General features: G+C 63.0%; 13 protein-coding genes. 10 read left to right on the forward strand and 3 right to left on the reverse strand.

Annotated elements, in window-relative coordinates:
* Positions 1-14: 14 nt before the first annotated feature.
* Complete coding sequence (locus AC0KWY_RS02320; protein ID WP_474028049.1) at positions 15-869, reverse strand: tetratricopeptide repeat protein; 855 nt, start codon at positions 867-869, stop codon at positions 15-17.
* 126 nt (positions 870-995) lie between these two features.
* Here AC0KWY_RS02320 and AC0KWY_RS02325 point away from each other — a divergent pair, with 126 nt between their 5' ends.
* From AC0KWY_RS02325 to AC0KWY_RS02350, 6 genes are all read left to right on the forward strand, one after another.
* Positions 996-2,636 carry a CTP synthase gene (locus tag AC0KWY_RS02325; protein WP_474028050.1) on the forward strand — a complete coding sequence of 547 codons (1,641 nt, stop codon included), beginning with the start codon at positions 996-998 and terminating at the stop codon, positions 2,634-2,636.
* A complete protein-coding gene (gene kdsA, locus AC0KWY_RS02330) occupies positions 2,633-3,472 on the forward strand; it encodes a 3-deoxy-8-phosphooctulonate synthase (RefSeq protein ID WP_474028051.1) in 840 nt (279 codons plus the stop codon). Before AC0KWY_RS02325 ends, kdsA begins: the two co-directional genes overlap by 4 nt.
* Positions 3,473-3,521: 49 nt before the next feature.
* Positions 3,522-4,805 carry a phosphopyruvate hydratase gene (eno, locus tag AC0KWY_RS02335; RefSeq protein WP_474028052.1) on the forward strand — a complete coding sequence of 428 codons (1,284 nt, stop codon included), beginning with the start codon at positions 3,522-3,524 and terminating at the stop codon, positions 4,803-4,805.
* Positions 4,806-4,811: 6 nt separating this feature from the next.
* Entirely contained in the window at positions 4,812-5,123 is a 312-nt protein-coding gene (ftsB, locus tag AC0KWY_RS02340) for a cell division protein FtsB (protein ID WP_474028053.1), read from the forward strand.
* 70 nt (positions 5,124-5,193) lie between these two features.
* On the forward strand, positions 5,194-5,664 hold the full coding sequence (locus tag AC0KWY_RS02345; RefSeq protein ID WP_474029693.1) for a peroxiredoxin: 471 nt from the start codon (positions 5,194-5,196) through the stop codon (positions 5,662-5,664).
* Complete coding sequence (locus AC0KWY_RS02350; protein WP_474028054.1) at positions 5,661-6,161, forward strand: FKBP-type peptidyl-prolyl cis-trans isomerase; 501 nt, start codon at positions 5,661-5,663, stop codon at positions 6,159-6,161. Before AC0KWY_RS02345 ends, AC0KWY_RS02350 begins: the two co-directional genes overlap by 4 nt.
* Before the next feature lie 24 nt (positions 6,162-6,185).
* On the opposite strand, the gene AC0KWY_RS02355 is transcribed toward AC0KWY_RS02350, so the two are convergent.
* Both AC0KWY_RS02355 and mutS read right to left on the reverse strand, forming a co-directional pair.
* On the reverse strand, positions 6,186-7,130 hold the full coding sequence (locus AC0KWY_RS02355; RefSeq protein WP_474028055.1) for a metallophosphoesterase: 945 nt from the start codon (positions 7,128-7,130) through the stop codon (positions 6,186-6,188).
* Complete coding sequence (gene mutS / locus AC0KWY_RS02360) at positions 7,127-9,703, reverse strand: DNA mismatch repair protein MutS (protein WP_474028056.1); 2,577 nt, start codon at positions 9,701-9,703, stop codon at positions 7,127-7,129. The genes AC0KWY_RS02355 and mutS overlap by 4 nt, the downstream gene beginning before the upstream one ends.
* 229 nt (positions 9,704-9,932) lie before the next feature.
* Between mutS and AC0KWY_RS02365 the strand changes: the two genes are divergently transcribed.
* Genes AC0KWY_RS02365 through AC0KWY_RS02380 form a run of 4 tightly spaced genes read left to right on the forward strand, consistent with a single transcriptional unit; the run spans position 9,933 to position 14,750 of the window.
* Positions 9,933-10,283 carry a helix-turn-helix domain-containing protein gene (locus AC0KWY_RS02365; RefSeq protein WP_474028057.1) on the forward strand — a complete coding sequence of 117 codons (351 nt, stop codon included), beginning with the start codon at positions 9,933-9,935 and terminating at the stop codon, positions 10,281-10,283.
* Positions 10,283-10,879 (forward strand): HipA N-terminal domain-containing protein, encoded by a 597-nt coding sequence (locus tag AC0KWY_RS02370; RefSeq protein WP_474028058.1) that lies wholly within the window; start codon positions 10,283-10,285, stop codon positions 10,877-10,879. Before AC0KWY_RS02365 ends, AC0KWY_RS02370 begins: the two co-directional genes overlap by 1 nt.
* A 24-nt stretch (positions 10,880-10,903) precedes the next feature.
* Positions 10,904-11,572: a type II toxin-antitoxin system HipA family toxin gene (locus AC0KWY_RS02375; protein WP_474028059.1), complete on the forward strand. Its 669-nt coding sequence runs from the start codon at positions 10,904-10,906 to the stop codon at positions 11,570-11,572.
* Positions 11,573-11,609: 37 nt separating this feature from the next.
* A complete protein-coding gene (locus AC0KWY_RS02380; RefSeq protein ID WP_474028060.1) occupies positions 11,610-14,750 on the forward strand; it encodes a DEAD/DEAH box helicase in 3,141 nt (1,046 codons plus the stop codon).
* Positions 14,751-14,808 lie beyond the last annotated feature (58 nt).

Consider the following 14,808-nt stretch of genomic DNA (forward strand, 5'->3'; position numbering starts at 1 on the left):
CGTCCGGCGGCGGATCAGTTGAGCGCGGCCGACAGCTTGCGGCGGAACTCGCGGACGAGGTCGTCGTATTGTTCGCCGGACAGCGCCTCGAAGAACTGCAGCAGCGTCTTGCGGCCGGCGCCCTCGTCGAAGAAGCGGTCGCGGCGGACCACTTCCAGTGCCGCTTCGAGGGCTTCGCGGAAGCGGCTCTGGGCGGCGTAGGCGCGGGCCAGTTCGAGACGGCTGGCGTGGTCGTCCGGGTTGGCGGCGAGCTTTGCTTCGAGCGGCGCGGTGTCGGCGGCGCCCTGGGCGAGCGCCAGGCGGGCGCGCAGGGCGGTGGCGCGAGCGGGTTCGTTCGGGTACTCGCCAGCCAGCAACTGGGCGGCTTCGTCGTTGCGACCGAGCTGCAGCAGGACATCGATGGCATCGAGCTGCACCGCCTGGTCCTGCGGGTCGGCCTGGCTGGCGGCGACCAATTTGGCCAGCGCTTCTTCCAGTTGACCTTCGCCGACCAGGGCAGCGGCTTCAGCGCGCAGGTCGGCCTCGTTGCCGCCGGGCAGGGCGATGCGGTCGAGGAATTCGCGGACCTGGCCTTCGGGCAGGGCGCCGTTGAATTCGTCGACCAACTGGCCCTGATAGACGACCTTCACCGAGGGAATGCTGCGTACGCCGAAGTGGCCGGCCAGTTCCGGGTTCTCGTCGGAGTTGACCTTGGCCAGCAGGAAACGGCCCTGGTATTCCTCGGCCAGCTTTTCCAGCATCGGCTTCAGCGTCTGGCAGGGGCCGCACCAGGGGGCCCAGAAGTCGACGACCACCGGTACTTCAAGCGATGCCTGGAGGACCTTGGCTTCGAAATCTTCGAGGGCGACGTCAAAGGAAAATTGGGACATGAGCGGACTTCCGGGAGGTTTTTCAGGAAGCGACAATTCTAGCCGAGTCGCTTTCACGGTGGCGGACGGCTTTCGCTGTCGGGGGATTTTCAGCTATCATTCTGCTTTCCCGCAGCCTGTCTTTCCATGACCAAATACGTTTTCGTTACGGGTGGTGTCGTGTCCTCCTTGGGCAAAGGCATCGCCGCCGCGTCGCTGGGGGCCATTCTGGAATCCCGCGGCATCAAGGTTACCCATCTCAAGCTCGACCCCTACATCAACGTCGACCCCGGCACGATGAGCCCCTTCCAGCATGGCGAAGTTTTCGTCACGGAAGACGGCGCCGAGACCGACCTCGATCTCGGGCATTACGAGCGCTTCACCAGTGCCAAGATGGCCAAACGCAACAATTTCACCACCGGTCAGATTTACGACACGGTGCTGAAGAAGGAGCGTCGCGGTGAATATCTCGGCAAGACGGTGCAGGTCATCCCGCACATCACCGACGAGATCAAGGGCAAGGTCAAGGCCGGTGCCGAAGGCGCCGACGTGGCCATCGTCGAAGTCGGCGGCACGGTCGGCGACATCGAATCGCTGCCCTTCCTGGAAGCGATCCGCCAGATGGGCATCGAGGAAGGCCGCAACAACGTCTGCTACATGCACCTGACGCTCTTGCCCTACATTCCGACGGCCGGCGAACTGAAAACCAAGCCGACCCAGCATTCGGTCAAGGAACTGCGCGAGATCGGCATCCAGCCGGACATCCTGCTCTGCCGCGCCGACCGCTCGATCCCGGTGGAAGAGCGGCGGAAGATCGCGCTGTTCTGCAACGTCATGCCGGAAGCGGTCATCGAATGTCTCGATGCCGATTCGATCTACAAGATTCCCGGCATGCTGCACGAGCAGATGCTCGACGAGATCGTTTGCCACAAGCTCGGCATCCTGGCCAAGGCGGCCGACCTGTCGGTCTGGGAAAAGCTGATCGATGCCATGGAGCACCCGCTGAACAGCGTGCGCATCGCCTTCGTCGGCAAGTACGTCGATCTGACCGAGTCCTACAAGTCGCTGATCGAGGCGATCAAGCACGCCGGCATCCATACGCGCTGCAAGGTCGATATCGAGTACATCGATTCCGAGAACATCGAGAAGGAAGGCACCGGCGTCCTCGAAACGATGGACGCCATCCTGGTGCCGGGCGGTTTCGGCCGGCGCGGTACCGAAGGCAAGATCGCGGCGATCCGCTACGCCCGCGAGCACCAGGTGCCTTACCTCGGCATCTGTCTCGGCATGCAGATGGCGGTCGTCGAGTTCGCCCGCGACGTCGCCGGCATGAAGGATGCGCATTCGACCGAATTCGTCGCCGACACGCCGTTCCCGGTGATCGGCCTGATCACCGAATGGCTGGACGCTTCCGGCAAGGTCGAGAAGCGCGGCGAGGATTCCGATCTCGGCGGCACCATGCGCCTCGGCGGTCAGGTCTGCCGGCTCAAGGAAGGCACGCTGGCCCGCCAGATCTACGGCAAGGCGGAAATCACCGAACGTCACCGCCATCGCTATGAAGTGAACAACACGCTGCTCTCGCAGCTCGAAGCCAAGGGCCTGGTCGTCGCCGGCCGTGCGCCGGGCACCGACCTCTGCGAGATGGTCGAACTGCCGTCCGACGTCCATCCGTGGTTCGTCGGCTGCCAGTTCCACCCGGAATTCACGTCCAACCCGCGTCAGGGTCATCCGCTGTTCACGTCGTATGTGCAGGCGGCGCTGACCAGCAAGCTGGGCAAGTCGGCATGAAGCTGTGCGGATTCGAGGCTGGTCTTGACCAGCCTTTTTTCCTGATCGCCGGCCCCTGCACGGCGGAATCGGAACAGTTGTGCGTCGATGTCGCCGGTCACATGAAGGAAGTCTGCGCCCGGCTCGGCATCAACTACATCTTCAAGGCGTCGTACGACAAGGCCAACCGCAGCTCCGGCACCTCGGTGCGCGGACCAGGCATCGACGGCGGGCTGAAGATCCTGGAGAACGTTCGCGCCCAGATCGGCGTGCCGGTATTGACCGACGTGCACAGCGAAGCCGATGTCGCCCAGGTGGCGAGCGTCGTCGATGTCCTGCAGACGCCGGCCTTCCTCTGCCGGCAGACCGATTTCATCCATGCCGTGGCCGCCTGCGGCAAGCCGGTGAACATCAAGAAGGGCCAGTTCCTGGCGCCGGGCGACATGAAGAACGTCGTCGCCAAGGCGCGCGAGGTCAATGGCGGCGCCGACAATATCCTGGTCTGCGAACGCGGCGCCAGTTTCGGCTACAACAACCTGGTGTCCGACATGCGCTCGCTGGCGATCATGCGCGACACCGGCTGCCCGGTCGTCTTCGACGCCACCCACTCGGTGCAGTTGCCGGGCGGGCAGGGCACGGTCTCCGGCGGCCAGCGCGAGTTCGTCCCGGTGCTGGCGCGGGCGGCGGTTGCCGTGGGCATCGCCGGCCTGTTCATGGAAACCCATCCCTGCCCGGAAAAGGCCTTTTCCGACGGCCCGAATTCCTGGCCGCTCGAGCGCATGGAAAGCCTGCTGGCGACCCTGGTCGCTCTCGATCGGGCTGCCAAGGCTGCCGGTTTCGAAGAGCTGAAAATTTAAAGTTTTTGTTTATGAAGTATCTGTAACCTTTTGTTTATAAGGAAGAGACATGAGTTCTATCGTTGATGTCGTCGCCCGCGAGATTCTGGATTCGCGCGGCAATCCCACGGTCGAGGCCGATGTGCTGCTGGAAAGCGGCGTCATGGGCCGCGCCGCGGTGCCGTCCGGCGCCTCCACCGGCTCGCGCGAAGCCATCGAACTGCGTGACGGCGACAAGGGCCGCTACCTCGGCAAGGGCGTCATGCAGGCGGTCGAGAACATCAATACCGAGATCTCGGAAGCGATCATCGGTCTCGACGCCCAGGAACAGGCCTTCGTCAACCAGACGATGATCGAGCTCGACGGTACCGACAACAAGTCGCGTCTCGGCGCCAACGCCATCCTCGCCGTCTCGATGGCGGTCGCCAAGGCCGCCGCCGAAGAATCCGGCCTGCCGCTCTACCGCTACTTCGGCGGCATGGCGCCGATGCAGATGCCGGTGCCGATGATGAACATCATCAACGGCGGCGAGCACGCCAACAACAGCCTGGATATCCAGGAATTCATGATCATGCCGGTGGGTTCCAACACCTTCCGCGAAGCCCTGCGCTGTGGCGCCGAAGTTTTCCATAGCCTGAAGAAGTTGCTCGACAAGGCCGGTCATTCGACCGCCGTCGGCGATGAGGGCGGTTTCGCGCCGAACCTCGGCAGCCATGCCGAGGCGCTGGAAATCATCATGCAGGCGATCGAAGCCGCTGGCTACGTGCCCGGCCAGGATGTGCTGCTGGCGCTCGATTGCGCCGCTTCCGAATTCTACAAGGAAGGCCGCTATCACCTGTCCGGCGAAGGTCTGCAACTGACTTCCGAACAATTCACCGATTACCTGGCCAACCTGGTCGACCGCTTCCCGATCGTCTCCATCGAAGACGGCATGTCGGAAGCCGACTGGGACGGCTGGAAGCTGCTCACCGACCGTCTCGGCGACAAGGTGCAGATCGTCGGCGACGATATCTTCGTCACCAACACCCGCATCTTCAAGGAAGGCATCCAGAAGGGCATCGCCAACTCGATCCTGATCAAGATCAACCAGATCGGCACCCTGTCGGAAACCTTCGCCGCCGTCGAAATGGCCAAGCGCGCCGGTTACACCGCGGTGATCTCGCACCGCTCGGGCGAAACCGAGGACAGCACCATCGCCGACATCGCCGTCGGCCTCAACGCCGGCCAGATCAAGACCGGTTCGTTGTCGCGCTCGGACCGTATCGCCAAGTACAACCAGCTGATCCGGATCGAGGAAGATCTCGGCGATACCGCGTCCTACCCGGGTCGCGAAACCTTCTACAACCTGCGTTAAGCGTTCATGCGCTGGCTGACGGTCGGCCTCCTCGCCTTGATCGTCCTCCTCCAGTACCCGTTGTGGCTGGGCAAGGGAGGATGGCTGAAGGTATGGGAGTACGACCGCCAGCTCAAGGTCGAGAAGGAAGAAACGCGTCAGCTTGAAATCCGCAACGCCGGCCTCGACGCCGAAGTTCGTGACCTGAAGCAGGGTTACGAGGCGATCGAGGAGCGGGCGCGCTTCGAACTGGGCATGGTGAAGCAGGACGAAATCTTTGTCCAGATCCCCGATCGACCGCTTGCCAACGCCCCGGTCGAATCCCCAAAAACCCAGTAGCCACGGGCAAATCGCTCAGTTAGAATCGTCTCCAGCAGTCTCGCGCCGAGCGCTATAGGAGAACGACATGCTGCTCAAGAATGGCGATAGCGCCCCGACATTTTCCTTGCCGGATGCCGACATGGAGACTGTCGATCTGGCGGGCTACCTCAAGCGCAACACCATCGTCCTGTTTTTTTATCCCAAGGACTGCACGCCCTGTTGTACCCGCGAGGTCACCGATTTTTCCGACCACGAGGGGGATTTTGAAAGGCTGGGCTGCGTGCTGTTCGGCATCAACCGCGACGACTGCCTGAAGCATCAGGATTTTCGTGATCGAGAGGGTATCGGCACCCGCCTGCTCTCGGATGCCGACGGCAGCGTCTGCAAGCAATACGGGGTATGGCAAGCCCGGGAAGTGGATGGGCAGAAGAAATTCGGCATCGTCCGTTCCACCTTTGTCATCGATCGCAACGGCGTCATCCGCCATGCGTTGTACAACGTCAATTACAAGGGCCACGCACTGGATGTGCTGCGCCTCGTGAAGGAACTTGATTCATGAACCTGCAGGTCGCCAAGAATACCGTCATCACTCTCGATTACCACGTCACCAACCCCGAAGGCGAGGTTGTCGACGAGGGCCGTGATCCCATCATCTACCTGCACGGTGGCTACGACGACATCTTCCCGAAGATCGAGGAAGCCCTGCAGGGCAAGATGGTCGGCGAGTCGGTCCAGGTCAAGCTGCAGCCGGACGAAGCTTTCGGCGAATACGATCCGGAACTGGTGCAGATCGAACCGCGCAAGGATTTCCCCAAGGAACTGCAGGTGGGCATGCAGTTCGAAGGCGGTCCGGAAGAAGGCGATGATGACGATTTCGTCATCTACCGCGTCACCGATATCGCCGACGACAAGGTCGTGCTCGACGGCAACCATCCGCTGGCCGGCAGTGCGCTGGTGTTCACCTGCACGGTGACGGCGATCCGCGCCGCCAGCGCCGATGAAGTCGAGCACGGCCACGTGCACGACGCCGACGAAGACGGCGAAACCTGCCACTGAGGTGGCGGTGGGTTGCTGCGCCGCTCAGCGGCGCGGTGGCCAGGGATGGGTTTCGAAACGGAACAGCGCTGGCGCGTCGGTATCGATGACGCCGCGCGACCAACCCATGAACGGGTAGCCGAAAGTCTCGACCCGGGTGAAATTGGCGATCCGCTTGCCGCGAGTATCGCGTAGCGGCTTGTCGATACGGCTGATGTGCGTGTCGCCGTGGACGACAACGACTTCGCCCGGGAAATCCAGCGTTTCCTCGCGCAAAGCGTTCAGGAAATCGCGGAAGCCGCTGTGCGCAAAGCCCTGGGCGTGGTGGGTGAAGCCCGGGTTGGCCTGGAACATCAGGACAATGCCGCGCAGTGTCTCGCGCCGCGCCAGCGCGAAATTCTCCTTCAGCCAGGCCAGCACGAAAGGGTTGCGGGCGAGGAATTCGGCCGATGGCTGCTGCGTCAGCCCCCAGTTGTTGTTGGCGGGCAGGTTGAAGCTGACGAACAGTACCGGCCCCAGGCGCCAGCGCGCATGTTCCGGGTAGCCGCCTGACTGGCGTTCGAGCGCCATTTTTTGCTGCCCCAGCGACAGGCCGTCGCTCCAGAACAGGCGGCGCAGTTTGGCCAGGCGTTCCAGCGCCGCATGAGAACCGTTGCTGACGCGCCAGCAATCGCTCCATTCGTTGTCGCCGGGAATGAAGACGAAAGGCACCCGGCTGGTCTCGAACAGTTGCCGGCGGTCTTCGAAGACAGCGTCGTCGCAACGATCGGCGCCGTGCTTGAAATCGCCGACATGGGCGATGAAATCGACGTGCGTGTCGGCGATCGCCGCCAGCATCTTCGGCAGCTCGGCGCGTTCGCTGTCGGAATAGGGGACGTCGCCGATCAGCCCGAAACGCCAGAGTTCGGCGTGAGCGCTGGCGGCGAGCAGGAGCAGCGCGCCCAGCACGGCGCCGCGCCGCCAGCCGGCAATAACCCGGCGCTGATTCAACGCAGCAGGCCCTTCAATGCGTACAGCGCATCCAGCGCTTCGCGCGGGGTCAGGCTGTCCGGGTCGATAGAGGCGAGCTGGCCGAGTACCGGGTGCGGTTCGGCAATTTCGGGTTCCGGCGCGGCCTGCGTGAACAGATCGGGTTGCAGCGGATCGACCGTTGCCCGCTGCTCGAATTCGCGCAACTGCTTCTTTGCCGCGCGCACGACGCTGGCCGGAATTCCCGCCAGCGCCGCGACCTGGATCCCGTAGCTCTGGTTGGCCGGGCCTTCCTCGACGGCGTGCATGAAGACGATGCGGTGCGCATGTTCGACGGCGCCGAGGTGCACGTTGGCCAGCTCGGAATATTCGTGCGAGAGCCGCGTCAGTTCGAAATAGTGCGTGGCGAACAGCGTCAGGCTGCGGTTCTTGTCGATCAGGTGGCGCAGGATGGCGAAGGCCAGCGCCATGCCGTCGAACGTCGAGGTGCCGCGGCCGATCTCGTCCATCAGCACCAGGCTCTGGTTCGTTGCGTGGTGCAGGATGGCGGCGGCTTCGGTCATCTCGACCATGAAGGTCGAGCGCCCGGAAGCGAGGTCGTCGGAGGCGCCGATGCGGGTGAAGATGCGGTCGAGCGGGCCGAGCACGCAGCGCGTCGCCGGCACGTAGCTACCGATATGGGCGAGCAGGGCGATCAGCGCGACCTGGCGCATGTAGGTCGATTTACCGCCCATGTTCGGGCCGGTGATCAAGAGCAGCCGGCGTTCTTCGGCGAGCCGGCAGTCGTTGGCGATGAAGGTCTCGGCGCTTTGCGCCAATTCGTTCTCGACCACCGGGTGGCGGCCGCCTTCGATGCTCAGACAGGTGTCGGCGACGAACTCCGGCTTGCACCAGTTGCGTTTCAAGGCCGACTCGGCGAAGCCGGCCAGCAGGTCGAGCTGGGCGATGGCGCGGGCAATCGTCTGCAGGATCGGTACCACCGGCAGCAGCGCGTCGAGAATCTGTTCGTAGAGCAGCTTCTCGCGCGCCAGCGAACGTTCCTGCGCCGACAGCGCCTTGTCCTCGAAAGCCTTCAGCTCCGGCGTGATGTAGCGCTCGGCGTTCTTCAGCGTCTGCCGGCGGCGGTAGTCGTCGGGAATCTTGTCGACGTTGGCGTGCGTGACCTCGATGTAGAAGCCATGCACCTTGTTGTACTCGACCTTCAGGCTGGCGATGCCGGTGCGCTCGCGTTCGCGCACTTCCATGTCGACCAGGAAGGCGCCGCAGTTGTCGTTGAGCGAGCGCAGTTCATCGAGGTCGGCGTCGTAGCCCGGGGCGATGACACCGCCGTCGCGCACCTGGGCGCCCGGTTCGGCGGCGATGGCGCGCACCAGCAGGTCGAGCGTTTCGGCCGGCACGGCCAGTTCGTCACAGGTCTGCGCCAGCAGGTCGGAATTGGCCTCGGCCAGCGGCGCGCGCAGTTCCGGCAGCCGGGCGAGCGACTCGCGCAGGCTGGCGAGGTCGCGCGGGCGGGCGTTCCTCAGCGCAATGCGGCCGGCGATGCGCTCGATGTCGGCGATGCCGCGCAGGCTCTTGCGGACGGCACCGGCCAGGCGCCCGTAATCGTCGAGCAACGCCTCGACCGCGCCATGGCGTTCGGCGGGAATCGAGCGCGCGCGCAGCGGGTGGTGCAGCGTGTGGCGCAGGAGGCGCGAGCCCATGCTGGTGACGCAGTTGTCGAGCAGCGAAAAGAGCGTCGGCGAGGGCTGGCCGCGCAGGGTCTCGGTTAGTTCCAGGTTGCGCCGGGTGGCGAGGTCGAGACCGAGGTAATCGCCTTCGATTTCGACGGTCAGCCCGCGCAGGTGCGGCAATTTTCCCGACTGCGTCGCCTGCGCGTACTGGAGCAGGGCGCCGGCTGCGGCAATCGCCGGCTTCAGGCCTTCGGCGCCGAAACCGGCGAGCGAGGCGACCTCGAACTGCTCGCAGAGCAGGCGCTTGGCCGAGTCGAAATCGAAATACCAGTCCGGCTGGCGGGTGCGCGCCACGTCGATGCCGAAGTTGGGCGTCCAGCTTTCCGGGTAGAGGATTTCCGCCGGGCGGATGCGCTCCAGCGTCGCCGGGATCTGCTCGGCCGCCACCTCGATCAGGATGAATTCGCCGCTCGCCAGGTTGAGCCGGGCGATGCCGGCGGTGTTGCGCAAGGTGGTCACGGCGAGCAACCAGACATCCTGCTTGTCGTCGATCAGCGCCGCGTCGGTCAGCGTCCCCGGCGTCACGATGCGCGACACGGCGCGCTCGACCGGGCCCTTGCTGGTTGCCGGATCGCCGATCTGCTCGCAGATCACCGCCGACTCGCCCAGCTTGACCAGCCGCGCCAGGTAGGGCTCCAGCGAATGGAAAGGCACGCCCGCCATCTTGATCGGCACCCCGGCCGACTGCCCGCGCGTGGTCAGCGTGATGTCGAGCAGCCGCGCCGCTTTCTCCGCGTCTTCATGGAACAACTCGTAGAAATCGCCCATGCGGTAGAAGAGCAGGGTGTTCGGGTGCTTGGCCTTGAGCCCGAGATATTGCTGCATCATCGGGGTGTGCTTGGGGCTGTCGGCGGGTTTGCTCATGGAATTCAAGGCGGCCAAAAGGGGGCAATTCTAACAGGGGTACAGTATGCAGTGAGCCCGGGAGAGCCTTGGTTATGGTGGTTTTTGCCAATCCCTTGGGTCTGAAGGTGGATTTTGTTTAATGCTCCTTTGGGAGTTGTATTCCAACATAAGATATCTGTTGGGGGTTTTTATTTTAACTTTTCTGCTGCGCATATAGAATTGATCCCATCGAAGGATTTTACGCAGCATGACTGCTCTCATCAGAATGCCTGACATGGACTCTCCCATACCGTTGCCCGTCGAACGGGCCATCCGAAAATTCGGTGCCGACCTTTCGCTGGCGCGCCGCCGTCGGCATATTTCCCAGGCCTCGCTGGCAGAGCGCATGGGCGCGTCCCTGTCCACCGTGCGGCGCATGGAAAATGGCGATATGCGGGTGCCCATCCATTTCTTCGCCCGCGCCTTGCATGTCTTCGGCGAAATCCAGGCGCTGGAAAACCTCCTGGATACGGCCACGGACGACATCGGCCTGACCCTGATGGACGAGCGCCTGCCCAAGCGGGTACGCAGCAAGCCTGCCCCCTCGGGCGCGCTGTGATGGCGGCTGGCGTCTCGATCCGCCGGCAGATCCAGCTTTGCATCGGCAAGGCCGGACTACCGGTGGGGGCGCTCGTCTATGTCAGCCAGGGGCGGCGCGAGAACAGTGCCTTTGCCTATGGCGAGGAATGGCTGGCGAGCAGCGCGCGTTTCAATGTCTCGGCCGATCTGCAGCTGATGGCTGGACACCAGCCGCACAAGGCGGCATCGCCCCATGATTCGGTTTTTCATGGCGCCATCGCCGACACTGCGCCCGATGCCTGGGGACGGCGCGTCATCGCCCGCGACCACGCCAAGCGGCGCAAAAACGATCCGCAACTGCTAGCCCTGACGGAACTGGACTATCTGCTCGCGGTGGATGATTTCAGCCGGGTTGGGGCGTTGCGCCTGCGTGACCCGGACGGCACCTGGCAGCGGACGACGACGGGCGGCCAGCGCAGCACGCCACCGCTTATCGAGCTGGAACGAGTCTTTCTGGCCAGCCGGGCGGTGGAGCGCGGCGATGAAACCGCCGAGGATTTGCGTTATCTGCAGGGCAAGGGCACCTCGCTGGGAGGCATGAGGCCGAAGTGCACGCTGATCGACGAGGACGGTTGACTCGCCATCGGCAAGTTCCCGAGCGTGGGCGATGCGCGCAGTGTTACCCGTGGCGAGGTTCTCGCCTTGAAGCTGGCGGCACTGGCGGGCATTGATGCGGCACCGGCCCGGATCGTCCTGCTGGGTGAGGTGCCGGTGGCCGTTATCGGCCGCTTCGATCGCGACGCAGCGGATGGCCGCATCCCGTACCAATCCGCCGCGTCGCTGCTGCAGGCTTCGCGCGAGGAAGATCGCAGCTACACCGAGATCGCCGACGCCATCCGCGCCCACGGCCATGCTCCAACGCAGGATGTTCGGCAACTCTGGCGCCGGCTGGTTTTCAATCTACTGATCAGCAACGTGGACGACCACCTGCAGAACCACGGCTTCCTGCACGTGGCACACGGCCAATGGCGTCTGGCACCGGCCTTCGACATCAATCCGTTTCCGGACAAGGACCGGGAATCGAAGACCTGGCTGTCCGAGCAGGATGGGCCGATCACCGATGTCGGCATGTTGCTGGCGCGTGCCGCCTATTTCGGGCTGGATGAGGCGCAGGCCCGCGCCGTGCTGGCTGAAGTACATGCCGCGCTGGCGAACTGGCGCCAGGTGGCACTCAGTGCGGAAGTGGGCTTGCGGCAGGTGGAGCTCGATGACTTCGCGCCGGCTTTCGAGCATGAGCAGATGACTCAGGTGGACAGCTTGCTCCGGTGATTGTGAAAATGGCATTTTCATCATCCGGGAATCAGGCATGACGCTACCTCTGGGGCTCTATGATCAGTTGCTCACCGAGGCCCTATGGCAGACGCTCTCCCGGACGACCGACGCTGAGAGCCGGCTGCTCGATTCGCTCACGGCACAAGATGCGCCTGCTTGCCTGGCCGATGCCCTGGCACTCCAACTCAAGAGAATCCTGGAAGACATGCAAGGGGAGGGAAAAGAAAAACTCCTCGGTCAGCTGGATCTGGTCAATTCCCTGCTCGTCAGCTTGCGCCAGCGTCTTGAGCCTGAGACTGCTGCCGCCGTTGTCGATATGTTGGCCACTCCACCGCAGGTGCTGCGGGCCATCTATCGGCAGTCGGTGCCACCCGAGATACCGGCAACCGGCCTGGCACTACCGTGGTTGTTCACGGCGGGCAAAGGTTCTCCCTCGCTATTGACCGAGTTGCGTCGGGAACTCGCAGCTTGCGATCAGGTGGATATCCTGGTCAGTTTCATTACCCATTCCGGGGTGCGCAAGCTGCTTGATATCCTGCAGTCGGTCACAGCTCAGGGAGCTGACGGTCTCCCGCGCACTCGCCTGCGGGTGCTGACCACGACCTACACCGGCGCCACCGAAATTCTGGCGCTCGATGAACTGGCCCGTCTGCCGGGCTGCGAAATCCGGGTTTCCCTTGATGGCCGGCGGACCCGGCTACATGCCAAAGCGTGGCTGTTCAGGCGCCGGACCGGATTCGGCGCCGCCTATGTGGGTAGCGCCAATCTGTCTGGCGCTGCCTTGATGGGTGGTTTGGAATGGACGGTGAAATTTACCGAGCGCGGGCAATCAGACCTGTTTGAACGAGCCCGGGCACACTTTGAAACGCTCTGGGAAGACAGCGAATTCCAGCGCTATGACCCGGCCAATCCGGCGCATCGCCTGGCGCTGGGTGAGGCGCTCAAGCGCGAGTCGGGCGAGGACATTGTCGCCCGTCCGACCTATTTCGACCTTGAACCCAAGGCCTATCAGCAGGAAATGCTCGATCAATTGCATGTCGAGCGGGAACACGACCGCTGGCGCAATCTGGTGGTGGCGGCGACGGGTACCGGTAAAACCGTGGTGGCCGCCTTCGACTACCGGCGCATCTGTCAGCAGGAAGGTGGGCGGCCGCGCTTGCTGTTCGTCGCGCATCGCGAGGAAATCCTCAAACAGGCCCTGCGGACTTACCGTGAGGTGCTACGCGATCACGCTTTCGGTGAGTTGCTGCTCGGGGGCGCGATTCCGCAAAGTTTTGATCACCTTTTTGCCACCATCGACAGCATAGCGGTGCGGGATTTGCTTGCGCGTTGCGGTGCTGAACACTGGTACGTTGTCGTGGTGGACGAGTGTCATCGCTTGGCGGCGGACCGTTTCGACGCGTTTGTCACCACGGTTCGCCCGCGCATCTTGCTGGGGCTGACGGCGACGCCGGAACGTAGCGATGGCAAGCCGATTCTTGGGTATTTCAGCAATCGGCCGGATGGCTCACCTGCCGTTGAATTGCGGCTCTGGCATGCCCTCGAACAACAATTGCTGGCGCCCTTCGAGTACTACGCCTGTGATGACGAGACCGATTTTTCCGAAGTGCCTTGGCAGCAGCCGGGGGAACTTGCGGCGGTAGATAAACTGGTGACCGGTAACGATGCACGCGCCCGTCTGGTACTCAACGAATGGCGCCGGCTGGCAGGCGATCTGACCCGGGGTCGGGCGCTGCTGTTCTGCGTTTCGGTGGCCCACGCGCAGTTCATGACGGCGAAGCTGAATCAAGCCGGCATCAAGTCCTTGTGTGTGGTTGGCGATACGCCTCTTGAAGAACGGCGACGCGCACCGGAAAGGCTGGCCAGGGGCGAGGTGGCGGCGCTCGTTACTTGTGACCTCTATAACGAGGGCGTGGACCTGCCGCTGGTCGATACGCTGTTGCTCCTTCGTCCGACCCAAAGCCCGGTGCTGTTCCAGCAACAGATCGGCCGCGGGCTGCGCTTGGCCAAAGGCAAGGAAAGTTGCCTGATCCTCGATTTCGTCGGACGCCACCGGGAGGAATTCCGCTTCGATCGACTGTTGTCGACGATTACCGGGCTTTCGCGCGGTCAGTTGATTGAATCGGTCGAAAAAGGCTTCGGGACACTGCCGCCTGGCTGCCATATCCAGTTGCAACGTCAGACGCGAGAACAAGTGCTGCGCAGCCTGAGAAAGCTGGTGCAGCAGAATTGGCGCCGACTGCGCACCGAGTTGCAGGCTTTCGCCGCTTTGCGCGGGCGCAGCAATATCCGCCTGACCACTTTCCTGCGGGAACAGGGAATTGAACTGGATGACATCTACCGTAGTAGCGGTCGTTCGGGCTGGGCCAATCTCAAACGCGATGCCGGCCTGCAGACGATGCCGGCGGGGGATGAAGATGATTATTTCGGCCGTCGCTTCGGTGATTTGTTACATATCGACGACCCCGCACGTTTCGATACGCTGCTCAGGATTGCCGAGCCGACGGCGATTTACCAATGTGTTGATGCACGAGAGCAGCGCCTGCTGCAGATGCTTGCCTACCAGGTGGATGCGCAACAGCAGCAATTGGGCACTGGCGAAGCGTTTCTTGAAAGATTGCGGTCTCACCCGGCGCATCTTGCCGAACTGGAGGAAATCGGCGAGGTGTTGCAAGCCAGAAGCGTGTTGAGGCAGCGTGCTGTGCCCGGATTGGAAGATATTCCCCTTTGCCTGCATGGTGCTTACGGCATCCGCGAAATCCTTGCCGCCGTCGGCTGGCTGACGCCGAACAAACGCGCCCCTTTCCAGGCGGGCGTCCTGGCATTGCAGGATCGCAAGGTCGAACTGCTGTTTGTGACCCTCGATAAAAGCGAGGGCTACCATGCGCAGATCGCTTATCACGACTATGCCATCAGCGCTGAATTGTTCCATTGGCAGTCGCAGAACGCTGCCGGCCCGAACACAATGGCGGGACGTCGCTACCTGGAAAGCCCCGATAACGGCTGGCGTTTCCAGCTTTTTGTCCGGACGACGAAAGGGGCCCCTTACCGTGCTTGTGGTCCGGTCATGCTGGAACATGCGGAAGGGCAGAAACCGATGAATATTCAGTGGCGTTTGTCAGTGCCATTGCCTGGGAGCTTGTTCCGGGAATTCAGCATTCTCCGCGGGGAATAGTTCGGGAGCTGCCGGAGTTTGTTTCGGAACATGTCGTTGCCGTCAACATATCAAGGGA

The organism is Azonexus sp. MM2026_4 (genome assembly GCF_055901855.1).